This window comes from Streptomyces poriticola, assembly GCF_036689765.1.
GTDB lineage: Bacteria > Actinomycetota > Actinomycetes > Streptomycetales > Streptomycetaceae > Streptomyces > Streptomyces poriticola.
The window spans coordinates 30,637-47,633 of record NZ_JBAGKH010000011.1; the positions used below are offsets into that span (position 1 = coordinate 30,637).

The 16,997-nt window shown below is 72.5% G+C and carries 13 protein-coding genes and 1 pseudogene; 9 read left to right on the top strand and 5 right to left on the bottom strand.

Annotated elements, in window-relative coordinates:
* Nucleotides 1–21 precede the first annotated feature (21 nt).
* The 3 genes and pseudogenes from fusA to V5O46_RS16885 all read left to right on the top strand — a co-directional run bounded on the left by fusA (nucleotide 22) and on the right by V5O46_RS16885 (nucleotide 4,311).
* Nucleotides 22–2,148, top strand: a complete 2,127-nt coding sequence (fusA, locus tag V5O46_RS16875; protein ID WP_332885433.1) for an elongation factor G — start codon at nucleotides 22–24, stop codon at nucleotides 2,146–2,148.
* Nucleotides 2,149–2,306: 158 nt separating this feature from the next.
* Entirely contained in the window at nucleotides 2,307–3,500 is a 1,194-nt protein-coding gene (tuf, locus tag V5O46_RS16880; RefSeq protein WP_332885434.1) for an elongation factor Tu, read from the top strand.
* A 177-nt stretch (nucleotides 3,501–3,677) separates the two neighbouring features.
* Nucleotides 3,678–4,311: pseudogene (locus tag V5O46_RS16885) on the top strand (hypothetical protein).
* 208 nt (nucleotides 4,312–4,519) lie between these two features.
* Here the strand turns inward: V5O46_RS16885 and V5O46_RS16890 are convergent.
* Nucleotides 4,520–4,834: an FG-GAP repeat protein gene (locus V5O46_RS16890; RefSeq protein ID WP_332885435.1), complete on the bottom strand. Its 315-nt coding sequence runs from the start codon at nucleotides 4,832–4,834 to the stop codon at nucleotides 4,520–4,522.
* A gap of 263 nt (nucleotides 4,835–5,097) precedes the next feature.
* Between V5O46_RS16890 and V5O46_RS16895 the strand changes: the two genes are divergently transcribed.
* The 4 genes from V5O46_RS16895 to V5O46_RS16910 all read left to right on the top strand — a co-directional run bounded on the left by V5O46_RS16895 (nucleotide 5,098) and on the right by V5O46_RS16910 (nucleotide 12,179).
* Nucleotides 5,098–6,339: a hypothetical protein gene (locus V5O46_RS16895; protein ID WP_332885436.1), complete on the top strand. Its 1,242-nt coding sequence runs from the start codon at nucleotides 5,098–5,100 to the stop codon at nucleotides 6,337–6,339.
* A gap of 235 nt (nucleotides 6,340–6,574) precedes the next feature.
* Complete coding sequence (locus V5O46_RS16900) at nucleotides 6,575–7,420, top strand: hypothetical protein (RefSeq protein ID WP_332885437.1); 846 nt, start codon at nucleotides 6,575–6,577, stop codon at nucleotides 7,418–7,420.
* On the top strand, nucleotides 7,420–9,897 hold the full coding sequence (locus tag V5O46_RS16905; protein ID WP_332885438.1) for a bifunctional serine/threonine-protein kinase/ABC transporter substrate-binding protein: 2,478 nt from the start codon (nucleotides 7,420–7,422) through the stop codon (nucleotides 9,895–9,897). The genes V5O46_RS16900 and V5O46_RS16905 overlap by 1 nt, the downstream gene beginning before the upstream one ends.
* Nucleotides 9,897–12,179, top strand: a complete 2,283-nt coding sequence (locus V5O46_RS16910; protein ID WP_332885439.1) for a bifunctional serine/threonine-protein kinase/ABC transporter substrate-binding protein — start codon at nucleotides 9,897–9,899, stop codon at nucleotides 12,177–12,179. The genes V5O46_RS16905 and V5O46_RS16910 overlap by 1 nt, the downstream gene beginning before the upstream one ends.
* A 94-nt stretch (nucleotides 12,180–12,273) precedes the next feature.
* Here the strand turns inward: V5O46_RS16910 and V5O46_RS16915 are convergent, their stop codons facing one another.
* Together V5O46_RS16915 and V5O46_RS16920 are read right to left on the bottom strand one after the other, a co-directional pair.
* The gene (locus V5O46_RS16915; protein ID WP_332885440.1) at nucleotides 12,274–13,173 is read right to left on the bottom strand and encodes an NAD-dependent protein deacetylase; all 900 of its coding nucleotides are present in this window, start codon (nucleotides 13,171–13,173) and stop codon (nucleotides 12,274–12,276) included.
* 228 nt (nucleotides 13,174–13,401) lie between these two features.
* Entirely contained in the window at nucleotides 13,402–13,674 is a 273-nt protein-coding gene (locus tag V5O46_RS16920; RefSeq protein ID WP_332885441.1) for a hypothetical protein, read from the bottom strand.
* A 389-nt stretch (nucleotides 13,675–14,063) separates the two neighbouring features.
* Here V5O46_RS16920 and V5O46_RS16925 point away from each other — a divergent pair, with 389 nt between their 5' ends.
* Nucleotides 14,064–14,636 (top strand): YcxB family protein, encoded by a 573-nt coding sequence (locus V5O46_RS16925; protein ID WP_332885442.1) that lies wholly within the window; start codon nucleotides 14,064–14,066, stop codon nucleotides 14,634–14,636.
* Here the strand turns inward: V5O46_RS16925 and V5O46_RS31945 are convergent.
* A complete protein-coding gene (locus tag V5O46_RS31945) occupies nucleotides 14,603–14,881 on the bottom strand; it encodes a DUF5959 family protein (RefSeq protein ID WP_408649008.1) in 279 nt (92 codons plus the stop codon). The two genes, V5O46_RS16925 and V5O46_RS31945, sit on opposite strands and share 34 nt — an antisense overlap.
* A gap of 35 nt (nucleotides 14,882–14,916) precedes the next feature.
* Here V5O46_RS31945 and V5O46_RS16930 point away from each other — a divergent pair, with 35 nt between their 5' ends.
* Nucleotides 14,917–15,150, top strand: coding sequence for a hypothetical protein (locus V5O46_RS16930; protein ID WP_332885443.1), 234 nt, complete (start codon nucleotides 14,917–14,919; stop codon nucleotides 15,148–15,150).
* Nucleotides 15,151–15,265: 115 nt separating this feature from the next.
* Here V5O46_RS16930 and V5O46_RS16935 read toward each other — a convergent pair whose 3' ends face one another.
* On the bottom strand, nucleotides 15,266–16,672 hold the full coding sequence (locus tag V5O46_RS16935; protein WP_332885444.1) for a carbohydrate-binding protein: 1,407 nt from the start codon (nucleotides 16,670–16,672) through the stop codon (nucleotides 15,266–15,268).
* Between the last annotated feature and the right edge of the window lie 325 nt (nucleotides 16,673–16,997).

The window sequence follows — 16,997 nt, forward strand, 5'->3', positions numbered from 1 at the left end:
CCGAGAGAAGACTGAAGCCTTATGGCTACCACTTCGCTTGACCTGGCCAAGGTGCGCAATATCGGCATCATGGCCCACATCGACGCGGGCAAGACGACCACCACCGAGCGGATCCTGTTCTACACCGGTGTGTCCTACAAGATCGGTGAGGTCCACGACGGCGCTGCCACCATGGACTGGATGGAGCAGGAGCAGGAGCGTGGCATCACGATCACCTCTGCTGCCACCACCTGCCACTGGCCGCTGGAAGATGTCGACCACACCATCAACATCATCGACACCCCGGGGCACGTCGACTTCACCGTCGAGGTGGAGCGCTCCCTGCGCGTGCTCGACGGTGCCGTGACGGTGTTCGACGGCGTCGCCGGCGTCGAGCCGCAGTCCGAGACGGTGTGGCGTCAGGCGGACCGTTACGGCGTTCCGCGTATCTGCTTCGTCAACAAGCTCGACCGCACCGGTGCGGAGTTCCACCGCTGCGTCGACATGATCACCGACCGCCTGGGCGCGCAGCCGCTGGTCATGCAGCTGCCGATCGGCGCGGAGGCCGACTTCAAGGGCGTCATCGACCTCGTGACGATGAAGGCCCTGGTCTGGTCCGCCGAGGCCACCAAGGGCGAGATGTACGACACCGTCGACATCCCGGACACCCACACCGAGGCTGCCGAGGAGTACCGCGGCAAGCTGCTCGAGGCCATCGCCGAGAACGACGAGGAGATGATGGAGCTGTACCTCGAGGGCCAGGAGCCCTCGGTGGAGCAGCTGTACGCGGCGGTCCGCCGCATCACCATCGCCTCCGGCAAGGGCTCGGGCACCACGGTCACCCCGGTGTTCTGCGGCACCGCGTTCAAGAACAAGGGTGTCCAGCCGCTGCTCGACGCGGTCGTGCGCTACCTGCCGTCGCCGGTCGACATCGAGGCCATCGAGGGCCACGACGTCAAGGACGCCGAGCAGGTCATCAAGCGCAAGCCGTCCGACGACGAGCCGCTGTCGGCGCTGGCGTTCAAGATCATGAGCGACCCGCATCTCGGCAAGCTCACCTTCGTCCGCGTGTACTCCGGCCGCCTGGTCTCCGGCACCGCCGTGCAGAACTCGGTCAAGGGCCGCAAGGAGCGCATCGGCAAGATCTACCGCATGCACGCCAACAAGCGTGAGGAGATCGAGTCGGTGGGCGCCGGCGACATCGTCGCCGTCATGGGTCTGAAGCAGACCACCACCGGCGAGACGCTCTGCGACGACAAGAACCCGGTGATCCTGGAGTCCATGGACTTCCCGGCGCCGGTCATCGAGGTCGCGATCGAGCCGAAGTCCAAGGGCGACCAGGAGAAGCTGGGCGTCGCGATCCAGCGCCTGGCCGAGGAGGACCCGTCCTTCCAGGTCCACACCAACGAGGAGACCGGCCAGACCGTCATCGGCGGTATGGGCGAGCTGCACCTCGAGGTGCTCGTGGACCGCATGAAGCGCGAGTTCAAGGTCGAGGCCAACGTCGGCAAGCCGCAGGTCGCGTACCGCGAGACGATCCGCAAGTCGGTCGAGAAGGTCGAGTTCACCCACAAGAAGCAGACCGGTGGTACCGGTCAGTTCGGTAGGGTCATCATCTCGGTCGAGCCGATCGAGGGCGGCGACGCCTCGTACGAGTTCGTCAACCAGGTCACCGGTGGCCGTATCCCGAAGGAGTACATCCCTTCGGTCGACGCCGGCTGCCAGGAGGCCATGCAGTTCGGCATCCTCGCGGGCTACGAGATGACGGGCGTCCGCGTCACGCTGCTCGACGGTGCCTACCACGAGGTCGACTCCTCCGAGCTCGCGTTCAAGATCGCCGGTTCGCAGGCCTTCAAGGAGGCCGCGCGCAAGGCGTCCCCCGTGCTCCTTGAGCCGATGATGGCCGTCGAGGTCACCACGCCCGAGGACTACATGGGTGACGTGATCGGTGACATCAACTCCCGCCGTGGCCAGATCCAGGCCATGGAGGAGCGGGCGGGTGCCCGTCTCGTGAAGGGCCTCGTGCCCCTGTCGGAGATGTTCGGCTACGTCGGCGACCTCCGCAGCAAGACGTCGGGTCGCGCAAGCTACTCGATGCAGTTCGACTCCTACGCCGAGGTTCCGCGGAACGTCGCCGAGGAGATCATCGCGAAGGCCAAGGGCGAGTAACGGACCTCGCGTCCACGCCGTAGGCTTGACTCCGGAGCCTTGAGGGGCAAACACCCGCACATGCGGATGTTTGCCCCGGGGGCCCGGGCTTTGACAGCAAAGATCATCCTGGCGCCGATGAAGTAAGGCGTACAGAACCACTCCACAGGAGGACCCCAGTGGCGAAGGCGAAGTTCGAGCGGACTAAGCCGCACGTCAACATCGGCACCATCGGTCACATCGACCACGGTAAGACCACCCTGACGGCGGCCATTACCAAGGTGCTGCACGAGGCGTACCCGGAACTGAACGAGGCCACCCCGTTCGACAACATCGACAAGGCTCCCGAGGAGCGCCAGCGCGGTATCACGATCTCCATCGCGCACGTCGAGTACCAGACCGAGGCGCGTCACTACGCCCACGTCGACTGCCCGGGTCACGCGGACTACATCAAGAACATGATCACCGGTGCCGCCCAGATGGACGGCGCGATCCTGGTGGTCGCCGCGACCGACGGCCCGATGCCGCAGACCAAGGAGCACGTGCTCCTGGCCCGCCAGGTCGGCGTTCCGTACATCGTCGTCGCCCTGAACAAGGCCGACATGGTGGACGACGAGGAGATCCTGGAGCTCGTCGAGCTCGAGGTGCGTGAGCTCCTCTCCGAGTACGAGTTCCCCGGCGACGACGTCCCGGTCGTCAAGGTCTCCGCTCTGAAGGCCCTCGAGGGCGAGAAGGAGTGGGTGGACTCCGTCCTCAACCTGATGAAGGCCGTCGACGAGTCGATCCCGGAGCCGGAGCGCGACGTCGACAAGCCGTTCCTCATGCCGATCGAGGACGTCTTCACGATCACCGGTCGCGGTACGGTCGTCACCGGTCGTATCGAGCGCGGCATCCTCAAGGTGAACGAGGAAGTCGAGATCATCGGCATCAAGGAAGAGAAGACCAAGACCACGGTTACGGGCATCGAGATGTTCCGTAAGCTGCTGGACGAGGGTCAGGCCGGTGAGAACGTCGGTCTGCTGCTCCGCGGTATCAAGCGCGAGGACGTCGAGCGCGGCCAGGTCATCATCAAGCCGGGCACCGTCACCCCGCACACGGAGTTCGAGGCCCAGGCCTACATCCTGTCCAAGGACGAGGGTGGCCGCCACACGCCGTTCTTCAACAACTACCGCCCGCAGTTCTACTTCCGTACGACGGACGTGACCGGCGTCGTGACCCTCCCCGAGGGCACCGAGATGGTCATGCCGGGTGACAACACCGAGATGAAGGTGGAGCTCATCCAGCCCGTCGCCATGGAGGAGGGCCTGAAGTTCGCCATCCGTGAGGGTGGCCGGACCGTGGGCGCCGGCCAGGTCACCAAGATCAACAAGTAAGCTCCGCTTGCTTGCGGGTCGCCTGACCTGAGTGGCTCGAAGGGGCCCGCACGACTTCGGTCGTGCGGGCCCCTTCGCTGTGCCGGATCCGTCAGCACCGCGCCGCGACACCACACTTTGGCATGGGTCATAGGCATATTCGAGATGCGGTCGACGGCGGAGCCCTACCTTCGCCACATGGTCAGTTCATCCCACGAGGCCCTGCATCGGATCTTCCAGCAGGACCCAGGCCTCTTCAGCCGGGCGGTCAAGGGCCTCGGCCTCTTCTTCGCCACCTCCGTCTCGGCCTCCCCGCTCCCCACCGACCTCACCGAGAACCGTCCGGTGGAACGGCGAGTGGACACGCTGCTGCGCATGGACACCGTCGACAACGGCAGCTTCGTCCTGGCGGTCGAGTCCCAGGGCAAGCGGGACCCCGACAAGCCGGCGAGCTGGGCGTATTACCCTGAAAGCGCTGGCGACGGCACTGAAGGGCGTGCTCGCCGCCGACGAGAGCACCGCAGGCATCTTCATCGAGCTCACGGAACAAGGCCTCGGCAAGACGCCGGCCGCAGATCTTTGGAGGCACCTCATGGCCGCGGACCTGTCTTTCTTCCAGTCGCACACCGCGCAGACCTTGCGGGCGGAGGGCCGTGCGGAGGGCCGTGCGGAGGACATCCTGCTGCTGCTGGAGCGGCGAGGCGTCGAGGTGTCCGACGGGGAGCGGGAACGGATCGTCGGCTGTAGCGATCTCGAGATGCTGGGCGTCTGGTTCACCCGGGCCGTCACCGCGGCCTCCGCGGCCGAGGTCTTCGACGGCGAGACTCACTGAGTCCGCCGAGTCCGCCGAGTCCGCCGAGTCCGCCGAGTCCGCCGAGTCCGCTGAGCGCGCTCAGGGCGGCGGGGGCGTTGCCGCCGGCGTCGCCGTAGCCGCCCGCGGGACCGGGCGAGTTCGGTCTCGCCGGGGCCGGGCGGACTCCAGGGTGCCGGGGATGGGCTCGGGGACGGTGACCTGCCGGCCGCATTGCCCGGGGCGCCGGTCAGCGGCCCGACGCGGTCTCGTCGACCGCCCCGTGGATGCCGGCTGAGCGTCCGTGGTGCACGCTCGGCAGCCCTGTGCTCCTGGTGTCGCCGATGGCCTCGGCGGAGGCGGTGACCGCGAGGTCGGCGAAGCCGTCCCGGTCGAAGTCGCCGGAGGTGACGGACCGGCCGAAGCCGTCGTCGGCCTCGGGCGCGTCCGACGCAGGCGCCTCCCGGCCGGTCGGGACCGAGCTGCTCGCCGGACCGGTCGAGGTGCCGTCGGCCACGAAGACCGCGCCGGCCCCGGCGCGTTCGGCCACGGTGTTGCCGGGCACGGTCTCCCACCCGGCGGCACCCGTCTCGGGTGACGTGCCGCCCCGGGTCTGCCGGATCGGCGGTTTCGCCCAGTGCGTCGCCGACCGTCCACGCCCGCGCGCCGACGGAACGGCTCGGACCTGCGGTGCCGGTGCCGGTGCCGGTGCCGGTGCCTCGAGGCCGCAGCGGTTCGATCACGAATCGCGAACGGTGCTGTGCGCCGCCACAGGGCGAAGGAAACACTGGGCGCCGAGAGTCGCGGACCGTCGAAGAGAGTGAGAGCGTGAGTACCGTCCCGCCGCCCGAGCGCCCTGATGACGACGCGTCCCGTGAGGCGTCCTCCTCGATATCCGACGAGCAGCTGGACGCCTTTCTCCGGGAGTCCACCGGAGGCGGGGGCGCCCCGGCGCCCAAGGAGCCCTCGGCGCGCGCCCGGATGGTGGCGGCGCGGCTGCGGGAGCAGGACGAGGCGGCGCGGCGCGCGCAGGGTTCCCGGAGTCCTGGCAGGTGGCCGCGGCGGAAGCGGAAGGCGCAGGGGCCTCCGCCCGGCACTCCACCGGGATGGCGGACCGGCCCGGCGTGGCAGGAGATGAACGGCACCGCCTCCCGCCGCCGCCGGATCGGTGCGGTCGTCGGGGTGTCGCTGGCCCTGGCGTTGGCCGTGGTCGCCGTACGCCCCTCGCTGCTGCTGGACCGGATACCCGGCCCGGAGACGGAGGCTGCCGCCGACGGCGCATCGCCGCTGCCCGCCGAGACCGCGCTGCCCACGGCCGCCCCCGGCGAGGTCGACGCGGTGCTGCCCACCCTTGCTCACCCGTTCCGCGGTTCGCCCGCCGCGCGTTGGGCCGACGGCGCCGACGCCATCGAGCTGCCGGAGGCGAAGGCGGTCGCCGGGCTGACCGAGGCGGACGTGAAGTTGGCGCTGCGCCGGACGAAGGAGTTCCTGGTCGCCGCCAACCTGGACCCCGAGGTGATCGGCGGCGGACAGCCGGACCGGGCGCTGGAGCTTCTCGACCCCAAGGCGCCGGCCATGCTGACCCAGTTGCGCCGGTCGCTGCGCGATCCGACCCGGAACGACGATCCCGTGGGGCTGTTCAGCCGCTTCGACCCGAAGCAGGTGCAGCTCGCGGGCGACGTGGTCAGAGTGCGTGGCCACATGAGCTTCGCGGCGGGCCGGCCGGGCGAGGTGAAGGTGCACGCGGACTACTCCTTCGTCTATCCGCTGGTGCGGGCCGGCGGAGACGACGACCGGGTGGCGCGCACCGTCGTCCGCCGTGGCCTGACGCTGACCCTGGCCGACCCGCGCAAGTGGATCGCCACGCAGGGCAAGCTGATCGTCGAGGAGTACGTGGTCGACACGTTCAACAACGAGTGCGACGTCTACGACGGCTATCTGCACCCCGTCTTCCCCGGCGCGGACCCGACCGGTGCCCCGCCCACCGGCCCGGCCAAGGACCCGTACGACCGCAGGCAGTCGCTCGCGGACGTGGAGCACCAAGGGTGCGGGAAGGTCACGCGGACCTAGCCGGCGAGCGGCCGGTCAGCCTGTCGGGCCCGGCCGGTCAGCCTGTCAGCCGGCCAGTCGGCCGGGCCGGTGCGGAACCGTCCGTCCGGGTGAGCCCGTCCCCCTTCCCGGACCCGGTTTTCCACAACGCCGCGCGCTGCCTCGCGCACCGCCGGTAATGTCCCCGGGGACGGCCGGTGGTGCGCCGGCCGTCCCGTGGGGCGGTGGGGACGACACCAGCATTGGGGGATGCAGGGTGGCCAGGACTTGTATCAGGGGGCGGCGCCGCGTGGTGGCGCTGCTCGCGGCCTGCCTGCTGACGGCGGGATGTTCGACCGCGCCGCAGGGGGGCGCGCAAGAGGACGGACGCGCCGGAGGACGCTCTTCCGCCGGGGGCGCCCCGCCGTCGGCATCGCCGTCGCCCGCCGCGACCGCGCTCGCCTCTTCGGGGCCGTCCACGTTCGAGCCCGATCCGGACAAGGTCCCGCGTACCCGGGCGGAGGCGCTGAGTCTGGCCCGCGCGGTCGCCTTCCTGCCCCGTGACTGGGGGGACGGATTCGTCGCCCAGGACCCCGCCGAGAGCGCTCCGGACACCTGGGCCGTGCTGGACAGCACCTGCAGCTGGACCAGGGAGCCGCTGCCGGGCGGTGTGCTCGCGGCCGTCTCCCGCTACAGCGAGCTCCCGGTAGGGGAGGGCGGGGACACCCTGCGAGTGACCGCCGTCGTCACCGTCCATGCGACGCAGGAGAGTGCCGACGACCGGCTGAACACCACCCTGGAGGAGGTGATGCGCTGCCCGCAGCAGGAGATCCGCACGGGTGAGCGGATCACCGACCTGAACTCGGTGGGCCGCCCGGCCGGCGGCGACCAGAGATACGCGGACGACTCCGTCTTCGAGATGGGCACCTACGTCAGGCAGCGCGGCGAGACCGTCCTCGAGTACCCCTACCAGTGGCTGATGGACCGGTACGGGACGGTGACGGTGGCGGTCTCGGTCCGGGGAGCCCAGGGTGCGGACGCGCCGGATCCGACCACCGTCTCGACACGCGGCACCGTGGGCATGCGCACGCGGGTCATCGACCGCCTGGAGGGCGAGAGCTGATGGAGCCTCTGCACCCCACCGATCCGTCGTCGATCGCGGGTCACCGGCTTCTCGGCCGCCTCGGCGCGGGCGGTATGGGCGTGGTCCATCTGGCGCGCTCCACCGGGGGAGCGCTGGTGGCACTCAAGGTGGTGCACGCCGAGTACGCGCAGGAACCCGGCTTCCGGGAGCGCTTCCGCCGTGAGGTGGACACGCTGCGCCGGGTCGACAACCCGTGGGTGGTGCCGCTCGTGGCCGCGGACCCGGAGGCCCCGGCTCCCTGGCTGGCCACTGCTTTCGTCGCCGGTCCGTCCCTCGCGGAGGCCGTCGCCGTGCACGGGCCGCTGCCCGCTCGCTCGGCGCGTGTGCTGGGTCGCCGGCTCGCCGAGGCGTTGCGGGACGTGCACGCCGCCGGACTGGTGCACCGGGACGTCAAGCCCGGCAATGTGCTGCTCGCTCTGGACGGCCCCCGTCTCATCGACTTCGGCATCGCCCGCGAGCCCGGGGACACCGCGCTCACCGCGACGGGCGTGGTGGTCGGGACCCCGGGATTCCTCGCTCCCGAGCAGGTCGAGGGCGTCGACCGGACCTCGGTCGGGCCGCCGAGCGACGTCTTCGCGCTGGGCTGCGTCCTGGCGTACGCCCTCACGGGGCGACCGCCCTTCGGCACCGGGCCGGTGGACGCCCTGCTGTTCCGCGCCGTGCACGAGAGTGCCGACCTCGACGGCGTACCGGAGGAACTCGCACCGCTGCTCCGATCGTGCCTGGAGAAGGATCCGGCGCTCCGCCCCTCGGCCGCGGATCTGGTGCGGATGCCGGGCGTGGCATCGGAGGCCGGCGACGAGGGCGGTTCCGGCCCGCGCGCGGACGGCATGTCCGCCCCGGGCGCGGGCGGTGCGGCGGACCCCGCGGCGCGGGTCGGTCCGTCCTGGCTGCCCGATGCGGTGACCCGGCTGGTCGCGGCCCGGTCGGTGGAGGGGGCGGTGCTGCCGGACATCGAACCGACCCGACTCGATGCCGACGCAGCCGTGCGGGCGCGGCAGCCCGGCCCCGCGGGCGCGGCACGGGACGGCGACGCCACGGCGCAGGACGATACAACGGGCCCGGATGGTGGAGCACCGGGCGCGGGCGGCGAAGTGCCGGGAATGGGCGGTGAAGCACCGGGCAGGGGTGACGAGGTACCGGCCGCGGATGGCGAGGTTCCGGGCAGAGGTCGCGAAGTACCGGGCCCGGAGGACGAAACACCGGGCCCGGAGGACGAGCGCCCGAAGGAGGCGTCTGGTGGGCTGCCGGGGCGCCGCCGGTTCCTGCTGCTGGCCGGGGGCGTGGCCGCCCTCGCGGCCGGTGGAGCCGTCTCCGCGGCCTGGTGGTGGGGTGACGACTCGTCGAGCCGGACACCGGGCGGTGACGCCGGTCCCACCCGCGCGATCGGCCTGCAGGCGGACCTGTCGGGGGAAGCGAAGCGGATCGGAGTCGCCCAGGAGCGGGGCGTGCGGCTGGCCGTCGAGGAGTTCAACGCCCGCCGGGACGCCCCCTTCACCCTCTCGCTGGACGTCCGCGACGACGGCGGCGACCCGCAGCGGGCCGCGAAGGCGGCCAGGGAACTCGTCGCCGATCCCGATGTCGTCGCGGTGCTCGGACCCACCACCGACGCCACGGCCGAGGCAGCGCTGCCGGTGCACGACAGTGCCCTGATGCCGCTGGTCACGGTCTCGGCGGGCGCCGTCAAACTCCTCGGCCTCGGATCCCGTTCCCTCGTACAGGCCAGACCGCACGACTCCCTTCTGCCGTTCTTCCTGAGCGCCCACCTGCGCGGCACGGCGCGCTCCCGTTCCATCGGCATCGTCAACGACCGGGCCGCGGGGGACCACGCCTGGGAGATCGCCGGCACCCTGAGCAGGATCCTCAACCAGGACGGCCACCCCTACGTGCCCGAGGTGATGAGCGCCCTGCGCGAGGACTTCGGACCGACGGTCGACGCCCTGCTCGGTGGCGGCGCCGACTCCGTGGTCTTCGCCGGGCCCCCCGAGCGTGGCGCCGGCCTCGCCCGCACCCTGCACGGCCGCGGCTTCACCGGTGCCAGGGCGGGCGCTCACGGGCTGCTCGACCCCCGGTTCCTGGACGCCGCGGGGGAGGCGGCCGAAGGCTGGGTGATCGCGGCACCCGTGCTCGACGCGGCTGCCCACCCGGGCGCGAGGAAGTTCGCCGCCGCTCACACTGCCCGGTTCGACGCCGCGCCGGACCCGTTCGCGGCGGAGGCGTACGACGCGGCCGGACTCGTCCTGCACGCCCTCACAGGACTGCCGGACCGCCGCAGGAACCGCAAGAACCTCACGACCGCGCTCCGCGCCGCCACCTACCAGGGCATCACGCAGACCATGAGCTTCTCGAGGGAGAACGGGGCGCGCACCGTCGACGGCAAGGGCGTGCACCTGTGGAGGGTCGAGGACGGGCGCTTCCGCTACACCGGGCCCGCTGAGCACGTGGTGTCGGGCTGATGCAGCCGCTGCTCCCTTCCGACCCGTCCCGGGTCGGCCCCCACCGGCTGCTGTGCCGGCTCGGAGCCGGCGGCATGGGAGTGGTCTACCTGGGGCGCACCTCCGGGGGAGCCCTGGCGGCCGTCAAGGTCGTCCGCGCCGCCCACGCCGGCGACGCCGCGTTCCGGGCCCGCTTCCGGCGCGAGGTCCGGGCGGCGGACCGGGTGCGCAGCCCGTGGGTGGCGCCGCTGCTCGGCGCCGGGACCGAGGAGCGAACGCCGTGGCTGGCCACCGCGTACGTCCCCGGGCCGTCCGTCGCCGAGGCGGTGGAGTCGTGCGGCCCGCTGCCGCGGGCGTCGGCGGCGGTGCTCGGCGTGCGGCTCGCCGAAGCCCTGGACGCGGTCCACGCCGCAGGGCTGGTCCACCGCGACGTCAAGCCCGGCAACGTGCTGCTCGCTCTGGACGGCCCCCGCCTCATCGACTTCGGCATCGCCCGCGAACCGGCGGACACCGCGCTCACCGGAACGGGCACCGTCGTCGGTTCGCCGGGCTTCCTCTCCCCGGAGCAGGCGCGGGGCACAGGGGCGGAGATCGGGCCGCCCAGCGACGTGTTCTCGCTGGGATGCCTGCTCGCCTTCGCCGTCACCGGCAACCGGCCGTTCGGTGACGGCTCCCCGGCCGCGGTCCTGGTGCGCACCGCGTACGAGGAGCCAGACCTGACGGGTGTTCCCGCGAGTCTCGTGGAGCTGCTCCGCGCCTGCCTGGACAAGGACCCGGAGGGCCGACCCGACGCGGCCGAGGTGGGCGCCGCCCTCGACGGGACACCGCGGACGGCGGACTGGGTGCCCGAGGCCGTGGTGCGCCTGATCGCCCAACGCTCGGCGGCGGCCCTGGCCATCCCCGCCGCCCAGCCGACGGAGCTGGACGCGGCCGGCTCCGGCCCCAGGGCCCCGGCGTCCGGCGGCACGGCTCCTGAGGTGTCCGGCGGCACGGCTCCTGAGGTGTCCGGCACCGGTTCTCGGGTGCCCGGCCCCGGTCCGGAGGACGGCGCCGTGACGCTGACGGCAGCGGGCTCGGGACCGCTCCCCGGGCCCTCCCGGCGGCATCTGCTCCGCTGGGCGTCGGCGGCTGCCGCCCTCGCAGCGGCAGGGGGTGGTACGGCATGGTGGGTCCGGGAGCGGCGGAACCCGCCGGCGACCTCCCCGGGCGCCCGTCGGGAGCGGTTCACCGTGGCGCTGCACGCCGACCTCTCCGGCGACCGCGGAACGCTCGGCAGAGCTCAGGAGCGGGGCACCCGCATCGCGGTGGACGAGATCAACTCCGGTACCTCGTGGAGCTTCCAGCTCGATCTGCTGGTCCGCGACGACGGTGGTGAACCGGACCGTGCGCGGGCCGTCGCGGCCGAGCTCGCTGCCGACGACCGGGTACTCGCCGTGCTCGGGCCCAGCGACGACGACTGCGCGGCGGCCGTGGTCGACCGGTATCAGCAGGCCCTGCTCGCCATGGTGTCGGTGTCCCTGGGGCGCTCTCCGGCACGGACCCTGCACACCCATCGCGTGTTCGTGGCCACGCGCCCCGTCGACGACGCCCTCGCCGCTCCGCTCACCGCCCACCTGTCCCGCACCGTGCGGACCCGGCACACGGTGCTGCTCGCCGACGCCGCGCAGGGCGACGCCGGCTGGTCCATGTGCAGAGGTACGGCCAGGGCGCTGGGCGAGCGGGTCCGCACGGAGGTGCGGACCGTCGCGGCGGACACCGATGCCCGGGGCTTCGCCGCCCTCGCCGAGCGGGTCGTGGACAGTGGCGCGGACGCGGTGGTTTTCGTCGGCGGCACGGAGCGTACGGCGCACCTGGCCCGTGCCCTCGGCTCGGGCGGTTTCACGGGAGCCCGGCTGGGCACCCACCACGCCATGGCGCCCGCCTTCCCGGAGCTGGCCGGGCAGGACGCGCAGGGCTGGGTGTTCGCGACGCCGTTCCTGGACCCGCTGGGCGAGGACTCCACGGCTGCCTTCACCGCGGCCCACCGCGAACGCTTCGACGGCGCCGACCCGCCCTGGTACGCGGCCGAGGCCTACGACGCCGCGCTGTTCCTCGCACAGGCCGTCACGGACCTGGGCGGCGGAGCGGGAGTCGAACGCGGCGGCCTCGTCCGGCAGTTGAGGGAGTCCCGGTACGAGGGCATCACCAAGTCGCTGGGCTACGACGCCGGGGTGGCGGCCTACAACACGGACGGGCTGTACCTGTTCGCGATGGACAGGGGGGCCTTCGTCTACAGGGGGCGGGCGGTGGGGAGCGCGGGGTGACTATCCCGTCCGGGGTGACCGGCTCGTCGGTGACCGGTTCGTCCGGGTGACCTCGCACGTCCGGGGCAGCGGACCGCGGCCCCGTCGGCGCCGCTCAGGCCTCCGCCCGGCCGTCGACCGGGACGCCGAGACGGTCGGCCACGGTGGTGAGGGCGGCTCCCAGGGGCAGCGCGACCCGGGTGGCGGCGAGGGTGTCGCCGCGGGTCGGGTCCCGGTTGACGATGAGCACCGGTCTGCCGAGCTGAGCCGCCAGGCGGACGAACCGGAGCCCGGACATCACCGTGAGCGAGGACCCCAGCACCAGCAGCGACGTCGCCGCGTGGACCAGTTCTCGGCAGTGCGCGACCCGCTGCGGCGGTACGGCTTCGCCGAAGAACACCACATCCGGTTTGAGCGCGCCCCCGCAGTCCGTGCAGGGCAGCACGCGGAAGTCCCCGACCTGCGCATCGGTGAGGTCGGCGTCCCCGTCCGGGTTGATCCCCGCGGCGACCGGCGCGAAGCCCGAGTTGGCCTCAGCCAGCCGCAGTGCGAGTGTGCGGCGCGGGCTCAGGGCGCCGCAGGAGAGGCACACGACCCGCTCCAGGCTCCCGTGCAGTTCCACGACGTCCCTGCTGCCGCCGGCCTGATGCAGGCCGTCCACGTTCTGGGTGATCACGCCCGAGAGCAGCCCGTGCCGCCCGAACGCCGCCACGGCCCGGTGCCCGGAGTTGGGACGGGCACGGCCGAAGGTGCGCCAGCCGAGGTGGCTGCGCGCCCAGTACCGACGGCGGGCCTGAGCGTCGGCGATGAAGTCCTGGTAGGTCATCGGGGTGTGCCGGCCCAGGCTCCCGCCCTCGCCCCGGTAGTCGGGGATGCCCGATTCCGTGGAGATGCCCGCTCCGCTGAGCACCAGCACGCCGCCGGTCCTCAGCGCGGCGGCGACCGGCTCCGGGTCCGTGCTGCCCGGCGGCAGGTCCTCGGCGGGCGTCCAGCTCAGCGTGGGGCGCATGCGCATGCCGTCAGGGTACGGGCCGGGGCGGGCCCGTCGTCGTGCGCGCCGGTCGGCCGTCCCGGTGCGCGTCCGGACGGCCTCGCCGCTGCATCGACTTCCGCTTCGCCGCCTGCATCGCCCGTCGGCCCGCCGACCGCATCGCCCGTCGGTCCTGCCTGCATCGCCCGTCGGCCCGCCGTCCGCATCGGCTGCTGCCCTGCCAACCGCTCCGCCTGTCCGCCCGCCGCCCGATCAGGCCTTGGCGCCTGCCGACCGCCGCCCCGGGAACGGCTCGGCGACGGGCCGCCCCGTCCCGCAGAGCGTCTGGCCGTGCCGAGGGACGTGTTCGTCGTGCGAGTCGAAATGTCCGAGGTCCGCAAGAACGTATGCCGAGAGGTCGCACGGGGCGCCGCCCGTGGCCGGGCAGGCCGTGGCGCCGTCCCAGTCGATCGCGGTCCCGGAAAGCGCCTCGGGGAGGGTCTCCCCGTCGGCGTTGGTGAAGCCGCCGCCGCTGCCGCCGCCCATCCTCGCCAGGCCGTCGAAGGGGCTCCGACACGGTCAGCCAGGGCGCAGTCGGATGGTCGGACGCGGACAGGCCGTCGAGGCGGAACTCCGGCCACGCCGGCACGACCTGGTGCGGGACGACGCGCGGCAGGTGAGGGAAGCGCGGGTACCAGAACCGTCCGTCCACCCGCGGGTCCCGCACCCTGGTGGCGGTCCCGGACGACCGGGCCGCGCACTCCAGCACGGCGAGCCGCTGGCTGCACGAGCCGCGTCACCGGCAGCGGACCCGTCATGGCCGTGAACCTCTCGCCGGGCCCCAGATCTGGCAGGACACGTCATGGCAACAGATGGGAATGCGTTCGACCACCCCCTTCCGGTGGACCCACCGTGCGCCACTACGATCCCGCCCCATGGAGAACGAGGAGCGCCCGGCGCCGGGACCAGCCGCCGTCGAGCTGGCCTATGTGCCGACCCGGGCCGACATCGCGGAGGCCCTGCGCGGACGTGCCCGCATGGGTGCGCCCTGGTGGCGTCTCCCCCTGATCGCCGGGCTGGTCCTCGCCGCCGTTCTCGCGGCCCTCCTGGTGCTCGACGCGCCCAGGGGCGTGAGCGTGCTGGTGGTGGCGTGCCTGTGCCCGGTGCTGGGGATCCTCGTGGGTGGGTGTGTGCACCAGCTGTACCGGGTGCGGCAGATGACCAGGCACGCGCGTTCCCAGGGCGAGTACCTCATGCGGGCGGACGGCGACGGCGTACACGGCGCCACGGCGGTCGCCGAGACCCGGATGCCCTGGACGTCGTTCCGCCACTGCATCGAGACGGACAACCTCTTCGTCCTGGTCGTCGACGAAACGGTGGGCGGCATGGCCCTGCTGCCGAAACGCGGGCTGCGCGACGGGGCCGATGTCGACGGACTGCGCACGGTGGTCGCGCGGCACATTGACCCCCGCTCTCATTCCGGACGGGCGGGCTCAGTCGCGGGGTGACGCAGGAGGAAGCGGCTTCCGACCGCGGTGAGGAGCGCACGGTGGCGCTCGATCCAGTCGGCGGGTGCGGCAACCGGCACGGTGACGTAGACCTGCGAGGCGGTGACGTCCTGGACGCTCACTCCCGTGCATCCGCTGTCGCTGATCTCCGCGGGTGTGACGGCGATCCGCGGGCTGGGAGCTGAGGGCTGGGAGCTGAGGGCTGGAGCTGGCAGGAATTTGATGTGGCGTGTCGGTCCTGCCACTGCCGTGCGGGGCGGCGCGCGGCGACTCTGAGTGCATGAACAGCACCCTTGACACAGTCGCCCAGGTCGTCATCGCTCTCGCCGTGCTCGCTGTCGCGGTGGTTCCCGCGGTCGTCGGAACCCTCCGGGACCGGCGTATCGACGTCCAGCTGAGGGACGCGGCGGAGGGCCGGGACCGCCGCACCGGCGTCCTGCTCGTCTACGACCTCGCCTTCGGGCCGCACGAGGAGCGGGTGTTCCGCGCGTACGCGAGCCGGGACCACGCCTGATCCGGGGACGACGTGCGCGGGCCCGGGTGCCCCGCTCGGCACCCGGACCCGCTCCCACGACCCCCGTAGGTCAGACTCAGTAGGTCAGTAGCTCAGTAGGTCAGCAGTCAGTTGCTCACATCCGCTGCCACAGGGCCGGGACGTTCGGGGGCTCCCAGCCGGTCTGGGCCTGGTGGCCCTGGATGCAGCGGTAGGTGGCGCCGCCGTACGTCACCGTGTCGCCCGCCTGGTAGACGGTGCCGGCCGCCCAGGTGCCGCCCGGGTCACCGGGGTCGCCCGGGTCGCCCGGGTCCGTGGTGGTCTTCAGGGTGAGGCCGTAGTTCTGGAGCAGCGGATTGATCGGCTGGTAGAACGTCGTGCCGCCACTGCTGCAGTTGCCCGAGCCGCCCGAGGTGACGCCCTGCGCCTGGCTGCCGGAGATGTACGAGCCGCCGGAGTCACCCGGCTCGGCGCACACCGTGGTGCGGGTGACGCCGGTGATGGTGCCCTCGGGGTAGGTGACACTGGTGTTGTGCTGCTGGATGGTGCCGCAGTGCCAGCCGGTGGTGGAGCCGGACCGGCACACGGACGACCCGACCGGCGCCTGGGTGGACCCGGTGACCTGGACGTTCTGCCCGCCCGCGCCACGGACGTACGGAGTCGCCGTCCACTGGGAGTTGGTCGCCACCCAGGCCATGTCGCGGCCCGGGAAGATCGAGCCCTGGAAGGTGCCCTGGGCGACACGGTTGGCGCCGCTGGTGCTCGCCCCGGTCCGGCCGCAGTGCCCGGCGGTGGCGTAGCCCTGCTGGCTGCCGCGGGTGACGGGGAAGCCGATCGAGCAGCGCCCGCTGTTGTTGATGTAGTACGCCTCGCCGCCGCGCAGGTCGTACAGCGCCCGCGGTCGCTCGGTGGTCTTCTCGATCCGGGTGAGGGCAGCGTCGACTCCGGCCGCGTCCAGCAGGGTGCGGGCGGCGGACGGGCGTATCGCCTGCATGACGATGGAGTTGCTGCGCACGTCGACGTACCAGACGGGCGCGTCGGTGGCGCCCTGCCGCTGCGCCGCCCGGTCCAGGCGGGCCTTGGCGGCGTCCAGGTCGGCGAGGGAGTGGCGGACGACCGCGGCCTTCGCGCCCCGCGCCTCGATGGTGCGTACGTCTGCGGCGTCCGTGGTCGCCACGGTGAGGGTGCCGGAGTCGGCGCCGCGCACCCAGGCGCCCGCGTAGTCGCCGCCGAGCGCGGTGCTCAGGCGGCCCGCGGTGGCCCCGGCCTCCGCCTCGTTGGCCAGGCGGCGTTCGGCCTGCCGCCGGTCCAGGCCGAGATCACGCTCCATGGCGCGGAGCAGGGCCGGGGGAGCGGCGTCGGTGCGGAGCGTCTCGGCGGCGGAAAGGGGGGTGGAGGGGGCGGGGGCGACGGCGGTCCCGGCGCTCGCGGAGCCGCTGAGCCCGGCCACGAGCAGGGCGGCGCTTGCCGCGGCGGCAGCACCCGCGGCTCTGGCCCGGCTGTGCCGTTGGAGCACGGGGAACTTGGGGAGCTTGGGGAGCATGGGGGATCTCCTCGGTCTCGGTCTGGTCTCGCCCGGTGGGGAGTGCCGAAACCGTAGGGAGGATCAACGGGCGTGCATAAGACGTCGGTTGGCCCTCTGGCCGGTGTTATGGAACGCGCGCCGTCCTGGGCCTGCGTCCGTCCTGGATCCGCGTCCGTCCTGGATCCGCGTCTGCCCCGGATCCGCGTCTGCCCCGGACCCGTCCATCCCGGACCCGTCCGTCCTGGTTCCGCGTCCGTCACAGGATCCGGTCTGTCCCGGAGCCGCGCCCGTCCCGGAGCCGTGCCCGTTCCGGAGCCGCGCCCGTCCCGGAGCCCTCCGTCCG

Bases quoted from the DNA above. Each gene is read 5' to 3' on its own strand.
- fusA (WP_332885433.1), top strand. From the start codon at position 22: ATGGCTACCACTTCGCTTGACCTGGCCAAGGTGCGCAATATCGGCATC.
- V5O46_RS16905 (WP_332885438.1), top strand. From the start codon at position 7,420: ATGGAGCCTCTGCACCCCACCGATCCGTCGTCGATCGCGGGTCACCGG.
- V5O46_RS16910 (WP_332885439.1), top strand. From the start codon at position 9,897: ATGCAGCCGCTGCTCCCTTCCGACCCGTCCCGGGTCGGCCCCCACCGG.
- V5O46_RS16915 (WP_332885440.1), bottom strand. From the start codon at position 13,173: ATGCGCATGCGCCCCACGCTGAGCTGGACGCCCGCCGAGGACCTGCCG.
- V5O46_RS16920 (WP_332885441.1), bottom strand. From the start codon at position 13,674: ATGGGCGGCGGCAGCGGCGGCGGCTTCACCAACGCCGACGGGGAGACC.
- V5O46_RS16925 (WP_332885442.1), top strand. From the start codon at position 14,064: ATGGAGAACGAGGAGCGCCCGGCGCCGGGACCAGCCGCCGTCGAGCTG.
- V5O46_RS16930 (WP_332885443.1), top strand. From the start codon at position 14,917: ATGAACAGCACCCTTGACACAGTCGCCCAGGTCGTCATCGCTCTCGCC.
- V5O46_RS16935 (WP_332885444.1), bottom strand. From the start codon at position 16,672: ATGCTCCCCAAGCTCCCCAAGTTCCCCGTGCTCCAACGGCACAGCCGG.